At 58.3% G+C, this 14109-nt stretch carries 18 protein-coding genes; 11 read left to right on the top strand and 7 right to left on the bottom strand.

Translation table 11 applies throughout. The annotated features are described in order from the left end of the window. The first annotated feature begins 5 nt into the window (after positions 1–5). On the top strand, positions 6–545 hold the full coding sequence (gene hemG, locus ABEA08_RS15895; protein WP_345336350.1) for a menaquinone-dependent protoporphyrinogen IX dehydrogenase: 540 nt from the start codon (positions 6–8) through the stop codon (positions 543–545). Here hemG (ABEA08_RS15895) and ABEA08_RS15890 read toward each other — a convergent pair. Then, the gene (locus ABEA08_RS15890) at positions 512–835 is read right to left on the bottom strand and encodes an ArsR/SmtB family transcription factor (RefSeq protein ID WP_345336349.1); all 324 of its coding nucleotides are present in this window, start codon (positions 833–835) and stop codon (positions 512–514) included. The two genes, hemG (ABEA08_RS15895) and ABEA08_RS15890, sit on opposite strands and share 34 nt — an antisense overlap. A gap of 190 nt (positions 836–1025) precedes the next feature. On the opposite strand from ABEA08_RS15890, the gene hemG (ABEA08_RS15885) reads away from it, so the two are divergent. Continuing rightward, positions 1026–1568 (top strand): menaquinone-dependent protoporphyrinogen IX dehydrogenase, encoded by a 543-nt coding sequence (gene hemG / locus ABEA08_RS15885; protein ID WP_345336348.1) that lies wholly within the window; start codon positions 1026–1028, stop codon positions 1566–1568. A 48-nt stretch (positions 1569–1616) separates the two neighbouring features. Here the strand turns inward: hemG (ABEA08_RS15885) and trkA are convergent, their stop codons facing one another. The 4 genes from trkA to def are packed head-to-tail and all read right to left on the bottom strand — an operon-like array spanning position 1617 to position 5841. Then, the gene (gene trkA / locus ABEA08_RS15880) at positions 1617–3017 is read right to left on the bottom strand and encodes a Trk system potassium transporter TrkA (protein ID WP_345336347.1); all 1401 of its coding nucleotides are present in this window, start codon (positions 3015–3017) and stop codon (positions 1617–1619) included. A gap of 5 nt (positions 3018–3022) precedes the next feature. Next, the gene (gene rsmB / locus ABEA08_RS15875) at positions 3023–4378 is read right to left on the bottom strand and encodes a 16S rRNA (cytosine(967)-C(5))-methyltransferase RsmB (protein ID WP_345336346.1); all 1356 of its coding nucleotides are present in this window, start codon (positions 4376–4378) and stop codon (positions 3023–3025) included. After that, positions 4375–5319 (bottom strand): methionyl-tRNA formyltransferase, encoded by a 945-nt coding sequence (gene fmt, locus ABEA08_RS15870; protein ID WP_345336345.1) that lies wholly within the window; start codon positions 5317–5319, stop codon positions 4375–4377. The genes rsmB and fmt overlap by 4 nt, the downstream gene beginning before the upstream one ends. A gap of 9 nt (positions 5320–5328) precedes the next feature. Beyond that, a complete protein-coding gene (gene def / locus ABEA08_RS15865) occupies positions 5329–5841 on the bottom strand; it encodes a peptide deformylase (RefSeq protein ID WP_345336344.1) in 513 nt (170 codons plus the stop codon). A 134-nt stretch (positions 5842–5975) separates the two neighbouring features. Between def and ABEA08_RS15860 the strand changes: the two genes are divergently transcribed. The 7 genes from ABEA08_RS15860 to hemF all read left to right on the top strand — a co-directional run bounded on the left by ABEA08_RS15860 (position 5976) and on the right by hemF (position 11461). Beyond that, a complete protein-coding gene (locus ABEA08_RS15860) occupies positions 5976–7082 on the top strand; it encodes a LysM peptidoglycan-binding domain-containing protein (protein ID WP_345336343.1) in 1107 nt (368 codons plus the stop codon). Beyond that, a complete protein-coding gene (gene dprA, locus ABEA08_RS15855) occupies positions 7075–8157 on the top strand; it encodes a DNA-processing protein DprA (protein ID WP_345336342.1) in 1083 nt (360 codons plus the stop codon). Before ABEA08_RS15860 ends, dprA begins: the two co-directional genes overlap by 8 nt. A 2-nt stretch (positions 8158–8159) precedes the next feature. Continuing rightward, positions 8160–8633, top strand: a complete 474-nt coding sequence (locus ABEA08_RS15850) for a DUF494 family protein (protein WP_345336341.1) — start codon at positions 8160–8162, stop codon at positions 8631–8633. 194 nt (positions 8634–8827) lie between these two features. Beyond that, on the top strand, positions 8828–9394 hold the full coding sequence (locus tag ABEA08_RS15845; RefSeq protein WP_345336340.1) for a DNA topoisomerase family protein: 567 nt from the start codon (positions 8828–8830) through the stop codon (positions 9392–9394). A gap of 51 nt (positions 9395–9445) precedes the next feature. Continuing rightward, the gene (gene purE / locus ABEA08_RS15840) at positions 9446–9952 is read left to right on the top strand and encodes a 5-(carboxyamino)imidazole ribonucleotide mutase (protein ID WP_345336339.1); all 507 of its coding nucleotides are present in this window, start codon (positions 9446–9448) and stop codon (positions 9950–9952) included. A gap of 3 nt (positions 9953–9955) precedes the next feature. Beyond that, the gene (tsaC, locus tag ABEA08_RS15835; protein WP_345336338.1) at positions 9956–10519 is read left to right on the top strand and encodes an L-threonylcarbamoyladenylate synthase type 1 TsaC; all 564 of its coding nucleotides are present in this window, start codon (positions 9956–9958) and stop codon (positions 10517–10519) included. A 27-nt stretch (positions 10520–10546) separates the two neighbouring features. Next, positions 10547–11461 carry an oxygen-dependent coproporphyrinogen oxidase gene (hemF, locus tag ABEA08_RS15830; RefSeq protein ID WP_345336337.1) on the top strand — a complete coding sequence of 305 codons (915 nt, stop codon included), beginning with the start codon at positions 10547–10549 and terminating at the stop codon, positions 11459–11461. Here hemF and ABEA08_RS15825 read toward each other — a convergent pair. After that, entirely contained in the window at positions 11458–11910 is a 453-nt protein-coding gene (locus ABEA08_RS15825) for a group II truncated hemoglobin (protein WP_345336336.1), read from the bottom strand. The two genes, hemF and ABEA08_RS15825, sit on opposite strands and share 4 nt — an antisense overlap. 25 nt (positions 11911–11935) lie before the next feature. On the opposite strand from ABEA08_RS15825, the gene aroE reads away from it, so the two are divergent. Both aroE and ABEA08_RS15815 read left to right on the top strand, forming a co-directional pair. After that, the gene (aroE, locus tag ABEA08_RS15820; RefSeq protein ID WP_345336334.1) at positions 11936–12760 is read left to right on the top strand and encodes a shikimate dehydrogenase; all 825 of its coding nucleotides are present in this window, start codon (positions 11936–11938) and stop codon (positions 12758–12760) included. Further along, positions 12757–13032: a DUF1488 family protein gene (locus ABEA08_RS15815; protein ID WP_345336333.1), complete on the top strand. Its 276-nt coding sequence runs from the start codon at positions 12757–12759 to the stop codon at positions 13030–13032. The genes aroE and ABEA08_RS15815 overlap by 4 nt, the downstream gene beginning before the upstream one ends. 4 nt (positions 13033–13036) lie before the next feature. On the opposite strand, the gene ABEA08_RS15810 is transcribed toward ABEA08_RS15815, so the two are convergent. After that, positions 13037–13576: a gamma carbonic anhydrase family protein gene (locus tag ABEA08_RS15810; RefSeq protein ID WP_345336332.1), complete on the bottom strand. Its 540-nt coding sequence runs from the start codon at positions 13574–13576 to the stop codon at positions 13037–13039. Positions 13577–14109: the final 533 nt, after the last annotated feature.

Raw genomic sequence — 14109 nt, 5'->3', positions numbered from 1 at the left:
AACCCATGCAACGGACGCTGGTGCTGTATTCGACGGTCGATGGCCAAACTAAACGGATCGCAGAGCGGATCCGGGCGCGATTGGAGGCCTTGGAGCATCAGGTCCAGTTGGTGGAGTTGGAGCGCTGTGCGCTGCCATTGGCCTCATTTGATAAGGTGGTGATCGGCGCTTCGATCCGCTATGGCAAATACCGGCCGGCGCTGTTTGATTTTATCGCCCGCCATCAGGATGTGTTGGCGCAGAAGCGGACGGCGTTTTTTAGCGTCAATCTGGTGGCCCGCAAGCCGGGCAAAGACACGCCGGATGGCAGTCCCTATATTCGATTGTTTCACCGCAAAACCGCTTGGCGGCCGGATCGGATAGGCGTGTTTGCCGGGGTGCTGAATTACCCGGCTTATGGCTGGCGTGATCGCCACATCATTCGCTTTATCATGTGGCTAACCAAAGGGCCAACCGCGCTCAGTACGGTTCAGGAGTTTACCGACTGGGGCCGGGTCGAGCTGTTTGCCGATCAGGTGGCGGGGTTGGACGGCGGCGCGCAGTAGATCCCGTACAGGGTGGCCAGGATCGCCTCCACCTCTGGGCTCGCCAGTCGATACCACACCTGCAACGACTCCTTGCGGGTGGTGACCATGCCCTCTTTGCGCAGCACTGCCAGGTGCTGCGATAACGCCGATTGGCTGAGTGGCACCATGGCGTTCAGTTCGGAGACGGTCATCTCTTGCTTGAGCAGCAGACACAACAGCATGAGGCGATGGGGATTGGCGATGCTTTTCAGCAGTCGGGCGGCGCTGTCGGCGTTACCGGCCATTTGTTCGATATCGAGCGATTCCATAAAACCCCAAAGTAAATTAGTTCCCTCTTATATTAAGATCAAAACGCGCCGTTGTTAACCTCTGGATCCAGATCCCGTTTTATCGGGTCGACTGCCGCCGCTCGGACTGTTTGTGATATTGATACTGGTACGTTATGCAGTATTGTCGCATGCTGCTCGAAGGTTAATCGAAGTTTATGCAGGAGGCACAATGCCAGGGGTTTTGATCGTCTACATGAGTCGCCGTGGCCACACCGCCCGAGTGACCCGCACCTTGATGTCCGCCATCGAGGCGCAGGGCACAGAGTGCGACATGATGGATGTGGTGGAAGCCAAACACGAGGGGATCGATTGGGATAAGTACCACACGGTCGTGATCGGCGCGCCGGTACTCTATGGCAACTTTGATGACTCGGTCTGGGCCTTTATCGATCAGCATCGGCCGCAACTGGAAGCACGCCACAATGCGTTTTTCTGCTTGTCCGTGGTGGCCCGTAAGCCCGAGAAGGCAACGGTGGAAGGCAATCGCTATATGCAGAAGTTTATTGCCAAGTCGCCCTGGCGTCCGCAGTTGCTCAAGGTGTTTGCCGGCAAGGTGGATTACCCCAACTGGGGCTTCTGGGACAGCTTGTCGATCAAGTTCATCATGAAGATGACCAAGGGGCCGACCGCGCCCGATACGGTTATTGATTACACCGATTGGAATGAGGTGCAGGCGTTTGCGCTGGCCATCGATGAGATGGCGAAGGCCTAAAGGGGAAAAGAGAACGCCGGCAGATGCCGGCGTTTTAGTCTGTCACGATCAGAAAAACAGCGCGGAGGGTTGGAACAGCTTTTCCACCTCGCGGATGTGTTTCTTATCCACCAGAAACAGGATGACGTGATCATCTTGCTCGATCACCGTTTTGTCGTGCGCCATCATCACCTCGTCTTTACGGACAATGGCGCCGATGGTGGTGCCGGGCGGCAGCTTGATCTCCTGGATCTGGCGACCCACCACCTTGGAGGTGTTGGGATCGCCGTGCGCCACCGCCTCGATCGCTTCCGCCGCGCCACGTCGCAGTGAGTAGACGTTGTTAATGTCACCTTGACGCACGTGGGTTAGCAGGGCGGAGATGGTGGCTTGTTGCGGCGAGATCGCGATGTCGATATTGGCGTCCTGAACCAGATCGACATAGGCCTCACGCTGGATCAAGACCATCACCTTCTTGGCGCCCATCCGCTTGGCCAGCAGCGCCGACATGATGTTGGCTTCATCGTCGTTGGTCACGGCGATAAACACATCGGCCTGATCGATCTGCTCTTCATTGAGCAGTTCATGATCGGAGGCGTCGCCGTGAAACACCGTGGTGTCCTCCAGATACTCCGACAGGCGGGCGGCGCGGGTGCGATCCCGCTCGATCAGCTTGACCTCGTGAAACGATTCCAGCGCTCGGGCGAGCCCCATGCCGATGTTGCCCCCGCCGGCGATCATGATGGTGCGATAGCTGGACTCCAGCTTCTGCATCTCACTCATCACGGCGCGGATGTGCTTGGAGTCGGCGACGAAGAAGACCTCGTCGTCCGCCTCGATCACCGTGGTGCCCCGCGGCATGATGGGGCGGCCTTGGCGGAAGATCGCAGCCACCCGGGTATCAATATTGGGCATATGCTCTTTCAGCGCAGAGAGCGCGCTGCCCACCAAGGAGCCACCGTAATAAGCCTTAACCGCAACCAAGCTGGCCTTGCCGCCGGCAAACTCCAGCACCTGTAGGGCGCCGGGGTATTCCACCAAGCGGTGGATATAGCGGGTGACCAATTGCTCCGGGGCGATCAGCTCATCGATAAAGAAGCGGCCGCGGGCATCGGGATCGGCCCCGCCGGTCTGAAACAGCAGGTCTTTCTTGTTCAGATAGGCGGCGCTGCGAATGCGGGCGATCTTGGTTGGGGTACCAAACAGGGTGTAGGCCAGGTGGCACGCCACCATGTTGGTGTCATCGGAGTTGGTGACGGCGATCAACATGTCGGCGTCTTCCGCGCCGGCATCCCGTAGCACGTGCGGGTGGCCGGCGTGGCCGTTGATCACCCGCAGATCGAGTTTGTCCTGCAGTGCGCTGAGCGCCTGCGGATCGTTGTCGACCACGGTGATGTCGTTGTTTTCGCCGACCAGGTTTTCGGCCAGCGTGCCGCCGACCTGGCCTGCGCCAAGGATGATGATCTTCATGCCATTTACGAGTCGGCTTTGCTCAGGCGGGCGTAGTAAAAACCGTCCCCGCCATCGGCCTGCGGTAGCAGTTGCAGGCCAGGCCGCTCACTCACGTCCTGTTGATGAATGGGTGAGAGCATAGCATCCGGGGTTTGCTGAAGGAACGCCTTGATCTGTTCGGCATTTTCCTCTGGCAGCACCGAGCAGGTGGCGTACACAAGGGTGCCACCTGGCTTGAGCAGCGGCCAGATCGCCTGCAGGATATCGCTTTGCACTTCAGCCAGTTTGGCGATGTCGGCGTCGCGGCGCAGCCATTTGCTGTCCGGATTACGACGGATCACGCCAGTGGCGGAGCAGGGCGCATCCAGCAGGATACGATCGAACTGCTGCTTGTCCCACCACTGATAAGGATGGCTGGCATCCCCGCAGTGCAGGGTGGCCTGCAGGCCGATCCGATCCAGGTTCTGCTGAACCCGCTCCAGTCGCTTGGCTTCCAGATCCACCGCCACCATCTCGCTGATCTGCGGTTGATGCTCCAGCATGTGGCAGGTTTTGCCACCGGGCGCGGCGCAGACGTCCAGTACCCGATCGCCGGGCTGGGATTGGATCAGGTGCGCACTCATTTGGGCACTGAGATCCTGCACCGACAGATCGCCGTCCATAAAGCCTGGCAGGGCGGTGACGTCGCACGGGGTATCCAGCAGGATGGCATCGCCATCGCCCATGGGACGGGCATCGACACCGGCCTCATCCAAGCGCGCGATGGCTTGCTCACGGGTCTGAACGCTGCGGTTGTTGCGCAGCCACAGCGGCGGCTGAGCGTTGTTGGCGTCAACGATCTCTTGCCATTGCTGCGGATAAGCGGCTTGCAGACGCTTGAGCAGCCAGCCCGGGTGCAGGGTTTTCACCGGCTCCGCCTCGAACTGTTCGTCTATTAGGGTATCGAGCTCGCGCTCCATATTGCGCAGCACGCCGTTGATCAATCCCTTCATCCCTGGAGCGCGCAGCGCCAGACAGGCATTGACGGACTCGGCGACCACGGCGTGGGCGGGTACACGGGTGTGCTTGAGCTGGTATAGCCCAGCCAACAGCAGCCCATGCAGAATGCGCTTTTTACCGTTGAGGGGCTGACTCAGCTGGCGTCGCAGCTGGGTGTCGAGCTGTGGCAGTTGGCGCATGACGCCGTAGCAGATCTCAGCCAGCAGGCCCTTGTCTCGGCCGTCGGCATAGCCAGCTTGGGCCTTGGGCAATGCTTGGCCCATGGATTGGCCCTGATCGATCACCGCAATGATCACCGTGGCGGCATCGGCGCGCAGGTTGCGGGGCTGGGGGCGGCCTTGATTGCGGCTGCGGTTGTTGCTGTTAGGACGTCGATTCATGCCAGTACACTGCCCACTTCAAACCATTCTTTGCGGGCGTTGAGCACATCGCTGGCCGCCATCGCTTTCTTGCCGGGCAGTTGGATCAAGCTCAGCAGCAGCAGGCCGTCGCCGGTCGCAACGGCGATCCCCTGTTTATCGGCGCGAACGACGGTGCCCGGTGCTGCGTCGGTGCGCTCGTCCAGTACCTCAACCTGCCACAGCTTGATGGTTTGGTCAGCGCACTGGAAGTGACTGACCGGCCATGGATTAAAGGCGCGCACTTCGCGCCACAGGGCGACAGCACTCTTGCCCCAATCGACCGCGGCTTCCTCTTTTGACAGCTTCTCGGCGTAATTGGCCAGGGTGTCGTCTTGCACTTCGGCTACTGCCGTGCCATCGGCGATCGGCCCCAGCGCTTCCACCAGGCCTTGCGGGCCCAGCTTGGCCAGCTTGGCGTACAGGCTGGCGGAGGTGTCACTGTCCTCGATCGGGCAGCTGATCTTGTGCAGCATCGCCCCGGTATCCAGACCAACATCCATCTGCATGATGGTGACGCCGGTGTCCGTATCGCCAGCCCAGATGGAACGCTGGATCGGAGCGGCGCCGCGCCAGCGTGGCAACAGGCTGCCATGGACGTTGATGCAGCCGTGCTTGGGCAGATCCAATACCGCCTTGGGCAGGATCAGGCCGTAAGCCACCACCACCATGATATCGAAGTCGATGGCCGCCAGTTCCTGTTGGGCCTCTTCGCTGCGTAAGCTTTTCGGCTGGAGCACCGGCAGTTCGTGCTGCAGGGCCAACTGCTTGACCGGGCCGGCGGTCAGCTTCTTACCACGACCGGCCGGACGGTCCGGCTGGGTGTAAACGGCAACCACCTGATGGCTTGAATCCAGCAGGGCCTGCAGGTGATCGGCGGCAAACTCCGGCGTACCGGCAAATACGATCTTTAATGAGGACAAGTCTGGCTCCTAGGCCTGTTTGGCATCGAGACGGGCGGCTTTTTCCAGCTTTTGCTTGATGCGCTGGCGCTTCAGTGGCGACAGGTAGTCCACGAACAGCTTGCCTTTGAGGTGGTCCATTTCATGTTGAACACAGATGGCCAGCAGTTCGTCGGCGTCGAGGGTATAGCGCTCGCCATGGCGATCCAGCGCTTCGACCTTGATCTGCTCGGCGCGTTCGACCTTGGCGTAGATCCCCGGTACCGACAGACAGCCCTCTTCGTTGATGAAATGTCCATCTTGTTCCAGTACCTTAGGATTGATAAACACTCGTGGTTGCGACTTGTCTTCAGACAGATCCATGACGATCAGCTGCAGGTGTTGATCGATTTGCGTGGCGGCCAGGCCGATCCCTCGCTCTTCGTACATGGTGTCGAACATGTCGTCGATCAGCTGTTGCAGCTCGGCGTCAAAGTCAGTTACGGGTTGAGCGACGGTACGTAAACGCTCATCGGGGAATCGGAGCACTTCTCTGATGGCCATTGCAGATCTCATTCCAAAGTAAAAAATATTGGCCCTAACTCGACTAGAGTCAGGGTGTGATCCGCTAATTTTAACTCGTTGCCTGCAGCAATGACAGAAAGGCTGCGAAAGGCTTGGACCAACAAGGATGGGGCATGAAGATTCTGGTCTTTTTATTGGCATTGTGTGTGAGTTTATCCGGGTGGGCGCAAACCCTGACGCTTAAGCCGGGCCACCCGCAAAGCTATGTGGTGAAGAGGGGCGATACCCTATGGGATATCTCGGCGCTGTTTCTCGATGATCCTTGGCGTTGGCCGACTCTGTGGGGGGCCAATCCACAGATCGCCAATCCCCATCTGATCTACCCGGGTGATCGGTTGACCTTGGTCTTTCTCGATGGCCAGCCACGGCTGGTGCGTAAGGCGAGCAAGCGCTTGTCGCCTGCGGCGCAGATCACCCCGAAACGGGATGCGATCCCTGCGGTGCCTTTGTCGGTGATCGAGCCCTACCTCAATTTTCATGCGGTTTTGAGTCCGGAGGATCTGGCGCAGGCGCCGGTCTTGATGGGGGGCGAGCGGGAGGCGGTGATCTACGCCGAGCAGGATGTGGTGTTTGTCGATCAGGCACTGCCGCTTGGGGCGCGCTACGGGATCTACAATCCAGGTCAGCGTTTCTATGACGTTGAGGGGGACCACTTTTTGGGTCAGGAGGCGGAGCTGGCGGCCGTTGGCCAAGTGGTGGAAAGCGGAGAGATCTCGCGACTGTTGATCCACACCTCGCGTCAGGAGATCAAACCGGGTCAACGCTTGATGCCGATCAGCGAGAACACCTTGCTGTCGGCCAGCTTTCAGCCCCACCCGGCGCCGGCGTCTTTGAGTGGACGGGTGATCGCCGCGGAGGCGCAGGCTCGGGAGGTTGGCCCGTTGCAGGTGGCTATCATCAATAAGGGCCACGACGACGGTGCACGGGCGGGACAGGTTTTTGCGGTACATCAGCCGGGGACCGAGGTGGTGGAAACCGGCAGCGGATTGGCCGTGGAATTCCGCGAACCGGCGGATCGTCGTGCCTACGATGAGGTGATGGCGTTGTTGGCGGACGGCCGGGTGATCCGCTTACCGGAGGTGTATCGCGGTGAGTTGATGCTGTTCAAAACCTACGACAAGGTGAGCTATGGCTTGATCGTCAATGGCCGCCGACCGGTTCGGCTGGCGGATAAAGTGCTCCAGCCACAACCTATGTTGTTCGGCTCAAGCCGTGACTGATGCGCTGAGCCGCTATCTGGCGCTGGCGAGCCTGCGTGCGGGGATCGGCCGGATGGGCAAACTTGCGCTGTTAGAGGCACTGCCATTGGAGGCGATCTGGCAGCGAGCCGAGCAGGACAGCCTGCCTGGCTGGACGCCGAAACAGTGCCAACAATTGCTGACACCGGATCCGGCGATGTTGGAGCAGGCTTTAAGCTGGCAAGAGTCGGCGCCGGATCGCCATATTGTCACCTTGGCCGATCCGCGATACCCGCTGCCACTGAAAGCGATCGCCGATCCCCCCTTGGTGTTGTTTGTTGAGGGGCAGGACGCGGTATTGAGTCAGCCGGCGGTGGCCATGGTGGGCAGCCGTAACGCCGCGCTCAATAGCTTGGCGCTGGCCCGCAGTTGGTCGGCCGAGCTAGCGGAGGCGGGGGTTGTGGTGATCTCCGGCCTGGCGGTAGGAATAGACGGCGCTTGTCATGAGGGGGCATTAACCCAGGGGCAGACCTTGGCGGTGCAGGGTTGCGGTTTGTCTCATTGCTATCCCAAGCGGCATCGTGCGCTGGCGGATCGGATCCGTCAAAACGGCGCACTGATCTCCGAGTATTGGCCGGTGCAGCCGGTGCGAGCCCATCAATTTCCGCAACGAAATCGCATCGTCAGTGGCCTCAGTTACGGCGTGATCGTGCTGGAGGCGGGACTCAAGAGCGGTTCATTGATCACCGCGCGTTTGGCGGCGGAGCAGGGACGGGAGGTGTTTGCGGTTCCGGGCAGCGTGGACGATCCCCGCCGCAGTGGCTGTCATTGGTTGATCCAGCAGGGTGCCAAATTGGCGACTCGGCCGGTCGATATCTTAGAGGAGCTGTTGCCGCAATGGCGTGAGCCGGCATCGAAGCGCGCCGCGCTCACCAACACTGATTTGCCAGATCCGGCTCTGTTGGATAGGGTGGGATATGAGATCACACCGGTAGATTGCCTAGTTCAGGCTTGTGGGTTGACTGTTGGTGAGGTACTTGAACAGTTGACTGAGCTGGAGCTGGACGGGCGGATCGCTGCGGTACCTGGTGGCTATGTGAGGCTTAGGGGAGGCTAGTTATGTTCGATATCTTAATGTACTTATTTGAAACCTATGTACAGAGCGACGTCGAACTTCTGTTCGACCGCGAAGAGCTGACTGACGAGTTGAGTCGCGCAGGTTTTCGCTCGGATGAGATCGGCAAGGCCCTGATATGGATTGAAAAGCTGGCGGAGCTGCAGAATTCGGATCTGCACCCGTACCTGGTGACGAAGCAGGCTGGCAGCATGCGGATCTTCAACTCCCGGGAGTTGGAGCGGATCGACACCGAAAGCCGTGGGTTCTTGCTGTTTTTGGAGCAGATCAACGTGCTGGATGACACCACCCGTGAGATGGTGATCGATCGGGTGATGGAGCTGGATGGTGAGTTGTTGAGTCTGGATGATCTTAAGTGGGTGGTGTTGATGGTGTTATTCAATGTGCCCGGCAATGATGATGCCTATCATCAGATGGAAGATCTTATCTTCGAACAGCCCGATGGCCTGCTGCATTGAGTGGCTTATTTGACTAAAGGCGCCAGACGGCGCCTTTTTTGATCGTCCCGTTTGGGCCCGGCTCAGACTCTTCGACGGTTTCTGCCCGTTGCCGGCATGATTTGTATACAATCATGCCGTGTGCCCGGCACATGAATTGACCCTTCAACTTTTGATAATATCGGCGTGGTTCCCGCGCTGACAGGTAGCGACCCATGTCCAAGATCGATCACCAATTGTTTCGTACCCATGAGCACGCGCTCGAGCGTGAGTATGGGATCTGCCCCCAGTGCGGCAGCGAACTGATGGTTCGCCATGGCAAACATGGCCCGTTTTTGGGATGCCAAAGCTACCCAACGTGCGAGTACCATCGGCCTTTGGTAGAGAAAAGCATCACTGAGGATGAGTTGCTGGAGGAGACGGCGTGCCCGCAATGCGGTCGTCCTTTGGCATTGAAATCCGGACGTTACGGCTTCTATATCGGCTGTAGTGGCTACCCGGCGTGCGATTACATTGCCAAGGATGCGCCTGCGCCGACCCATGCGCCGATCCGCTGTCCCCAGTGTCAGCAAGGCGAGTTGGTCGAGCGCACCAATCGATTTGGCAAAAAGTTCCATGCCTGCAGTCATTACCCAAAGTGTAAATATCTACTAAATCAGCAGCCTATTGATGAGCCTTGCCCGGATTGTGGCTGGGCTGTGCTGGTGGAAAAAAAAGTGCGCGGTAAAAAGGTATTAAGCTGCCCGCAGAGGCTCTGCAAATACCAATCGGAACCGGTATAATCGCGCCCTATAACAATAACCTCTGTCTTTTGATAAAAGGAAAACCCTACTATGACCACTCCATTTGTTGCGGTATTGATGGGCTCTGACTCTGATCTGCCTATCATGCAAACCACTCTGGACACCTTGAAGTCTTTCGAGATCCCGTTTGAAGCCAAAGTGACCTCCGCCCACCGTACGCCAGCTGCAACCCACGCCTATGTGACGGACGCGGAAGCGCGCGGCTGTAAGGTGTTTATCTGTGCTGCCGGTTTGGCCGCTCACCTAGCGGGTGCGGTTGCGGGTATTACCACCCGTCCAGTGATCGGTGTGCCGATCGATAATGGCCCGTTGCAAGGCCACGATGCTCTGCTGTCTACCGTGATGATGCCGGGCGGCGTGCCTGTGGCGACGGTTGCCATCGGTAAAGCCGGTGCCAAGAACGCCGGTTATCTGGCGGCTCAGATCCTGGGCGTGGGCAGCGATGCGCTGGCCGAGCAGGTCAAGCTGGAGCGTGCCAAGAGCGCGGAAGCCGTTCAGGCCAAAGACGCGGCGTTGCAGGCCAAGTTGGCTCAGTAAGCGATGAGTTGCCGACTGACCGTTGCCCAAGCGGGCAAAGCATTGCAGCTCGGTGGGGTCCTTGCGTACCCCACCGAAGCCGTGTTTGGTTTGGGGTGTGATCCCCACAACGAAGCGGCAGTTCGGCAACTGTTGGCCATCAAGCAACGCCCTGTCGATAAGGGGCTGATCTTGGTGGCAGCCAGCTATGGCCAGCTTCTCCCCTTTGTGGATGATGCAGCCCTGTCTGACGCCCAGCGTCAGCAGGTGCTGGCCAGCTGGCCCGGGCCGGTGACCTGGGTGATGCCGGCAAAGGCCGGTACGCCCCGTTGGTTAACCGGCCAATTTGATTCGATCGCTGTGCGGATCTCGGCCCACCCCGTGGTGTCTGATCTGTGCTGCGCGTTTGGTGGCGCGTTAGTCTCCACCAGTGCCAATCTCAGTGGTGAAGAGCCCGCCCGTCAGGGTGAGCAGGTGCTGATTGATCTTGGCAAGCATATTCAAGGTGTTGTGATCGGAGAAGTGGGCGGCAATGCCTCACCTTCGACCATTCGCGATGCCAAAAGCGGAGCCATACTCCGCGCCTAATTGCGAGACCCGCACGAGGAAGGATCCATGCCCGTGAAGAAAGAGGAAGTGCGCCAATTCTTGCTGGGATTGCAAGACACCATCTGTCGAGCGTTAGAGCGCTGCGAGGGTGAGGCTCGGTTTGTTGCCGATGCATGGCAGCGGCAAGAGGGCGGTGGCGGAGAGAGCCGGGTGCTCAGCGGCGGCCAGATCTTCGAACAGGCCGGGGTGAACTTCTCCCATGTCATGGGCGCACAGATGCCAGCGTCTGCCACGGCACACCGGCCCGAACTGGCCGGTCGCAGTTTCGAAGCCATGGGCGTGTCCCTGGTGATCCATCCTAACAACCCCTTCGTCCCCACCACCCATGCCAATGTCCGTTTTTTCATCGCCGAAAAGCCGGGAGAGGCGTCGGTTTGGTGGTTTGGTGGCGGGTTTGATCTCACGCCTTATTATCCTTTTGATGACGATGTGAAGCATTGGCACCAGGTGGCGCAAGCCCTGTGTCAGCCGTTTGGTGAGCAGCGCTATGCCGAGCACAAGCGTTGGTGTGACGAGTATTTCTATCTAAAGCATCGGGAAGAAACCCGCGGCGTTGGCGGCTTGTTCTTTGATGATCTGAATGCGTCCGGCTTTGAGCAGAGTTTTGCCTATATGCAGGCGGTCGGAAACGGCTTCTTGGAGGCCTATCTGCCCATCGTTGAGCGCCGCCAGTCTCACCCCTATGGTGAGCGGGAACGCCAATTTCAGCTGTATCGGCGAGGCCGCTACGTGGAGTTTAACCTGGTCTACGATCGTGGCACTTTGTTTGGCCTACAGTCCGGCGGCCGCACCGAGTCCATCTTGATGTCGATGCCGCCCTTGGTTCGTTGGCAATATCAGTATCAGCCCGAGCCGGACAGCGCCGAAGGGCGTCTGGCGCAATACTTAACCCCACGGGACTGGCTAACCGAGCTCGCTTAAGCGTTATCGTTGGGCGCACTGATGGGGCAGCCCCCTTCCACATTGCGCATGTGATCGGCTAAAGAGACCAAGGCTTTGAACATGGCTTGGCGCGCCTGCCGATGTGCGATCTCATCTGCCATGGCCCGCTTCATGCAATGCAGCCAAAGGTTGCGCTGATGCTTGTCGATCCGAAACGGCAGGTGTCTGGCGCGCAGCATGGGATGGCCGTATTTTTGCTCAAACAGCGGCGGCCCGCCGAGCCAGCCACTGAAGAACTCGAATAACTTCTCTTCGCTGCCAGAAAGGTCGTCAGGATGAAGGGCTCGCAGTGCCCGGTATTCGGCTTTGCAATCCATCAGTTGATAGAAGCGCTGACTGAGTGCGCGTAGGGCTTGTTCGCCCCCGATCTGCTCATAAGCGCTTTGCGCTTGCTTCTTTTCGAACGCTCGACGTATAACGGACAGCATCTCCACTCCTTAGATCACGACAGTCATGGATCAATACGCGGTATTCGGTAACCCCATCCACCACAGCAAGTCCCCTTTTATTCATCAACGCTTTGCTCGGCAGACGCAACAGACGCTAGAGTACCGCGCCATCCTAGCAGCCGAAGATGGCTTTGCCGATGCGGTGGTGGCGTTTCGTCAAGCGGGGGGCTGTGGTGCGAACGTGACGCTGCCCTTTAAGGAGCAGGCGTTTGCTTTGTGTGATCGACTGACCGAGCGCGCTCGTTGTGCCGGCGCGGTGAATACCCTTTATTGGCAAGCCGATGGTGGGTTGCTCGGTGACAACACCGACGGTCAGGGGTTGGTGGCCGATCTGCATCGGTCGGGGATCACCATCGAAGGTGCCCGTGTATTGATCCTGGGGGCCGGTGGTGCCGTTCGCGGTGTGCTGCACCCCATCTTTGCCTGTTCACCCCGCCGTGTTGTGATCGCCAATCGCACGGCCGATAAGGCCGTCGCATTGGCGCGAGACTTCGCCGAGTTGGGGGTGGTGTCGGGGTGTGGCTTGGACGAGATGAGCGGCGAGTATGATCTGATCATCAATGGCACATCCGCATCATTGTCCGGCGCATTGCCAGCCATGGAGGGCGTTCGGCTTAGCCACGAGGGCTCAACCTACGATATGGCCTATGGCAAAGAAGCGACGCCCTTCCAGCGGTGGGGTCAGGCCCAAGGGGGGAAACATCATCTGGCGGGGTTGGGCATGTTGGTTGCACAGGCGGCAGAGAGCTTTTCCTTGTGGCGAGGCGTCAAGCCAGAAGTCGTGCCAGTATTAGAGGAGTTGGCGGAGCAAATGGGGGGCACCCTATGAACCAGCAGATCCTATTTAACGAACAGATCGAACTGGACTGGCAGCAGCAATGGTTTCGGTTTGATGCCATCCTGGCCGGTCAGCGAGTGCCTTGCTTTATAACCTTGGCACAACTAGGCCGGCGTTGGTCGCGGCCGATCCCGGATCCCGAATCGGCCAGTGTTGCGTTTGAACAACTGAGGTTTGACTTGGAAGAGGAGGCGGAAAGCCTTATCGAGGATGAAGCCTTTGATGCCCAAGGTCGGATCTGGCTTGGGCATCCGGCGATCTAATCGCTTAGCTTTCGAGTTGGGCGAGGTATTCATCCTTTAGCCGGACGTAGTTGTCGGCTGAGGCTGTTAAAAAGGCACACTCATCGTCAGTGAGTTTGCGAACCTGCTTGGCCGGGCTTCCTATATAGAGATAGCCGGATTCCAATGTCTTGCCCGGGGCAACCAGCGCACCTGCGCCGATCATCACATCATCCTCGATAACGGCGCCGTCTAGGACGATGGCGCCCATGCCGACTAACACGCGATCACCGATCTTGCAGCCATGCAGCATGACCTTATGTCCCACCGTGACGTCCTCACCGATCAGCAATGGGTGACCAACGGGATCGGCGGCGCTGGTTCGGGTGACATGCAGCACCGAGCCATCTTGAATATTGCTGCGGGCACCAATGCGGATATGGTTGACGTCGCCACGGGCTGCCACCAAGGGCCAGATACTGGCATCGTCACCCAGAGTAATATCTCCGTACAGCACGGCACTCTGTTCAACAAAGACGCGGGTTCCTAGGATTGGGCTGGTGTGTTGATAGGCCTTGAGCGCCATGGTTGTTTCCTTTTTAAACGAAGATGACCGTTGCAGGTCGAAATTGCTGTTATAATGAGCGTTCGGCTCGTAAGGGTCAATTAGGGGCTTGTGCTCTTGAGAGAACTGCCTATAATGCGCCTCCACGTTAACGGGGTAAGCGGCAAACGCTTATAGCGCCCTGGTTAATGAGGCAGCAGCCAATCAGTTAACTTAGTAGAAGAGTCCTTGACTTAACCACTTAACTAACTAAAATGGCGCTCCGCTTTAGGGAAACAGCCGAAAGGCTCAAAACTTAAAGTTTTCGCCGGTAAGAAAGTTTCAAAACTGACTTGACGGCCACGGAGAACAGCGTAATATACGCCTCCTGCTTCGGCAACGAAGCGAACCTTAAGTCAGCATGACTTAAGTGCTCTTTAACAATTTATCAGACAATCTGTGTGGGCACTCACGCAGGATTGAGAAATCATCATTTCTTAATGCCTATTGAGTGAACACACGTTTTATTCAGTATTCATTGAGTAAGTCTTCGGACTTAAAATCAAATCTTTAAT

This window comes from Ferrimonas pelagia (genome assembly GCF_039543565.1).
Lineage (GTDB): Bacteria > Pseudomonadota > Gammaproteobacteria > Enterobacterales > Shewanellaceae > Ferrimonas > Ferrimonas pelagia.
Note: the sequence above shows the minus strand (reverse complement) of the source record. Positions and strands in the feature narration are given on the sequence as shown.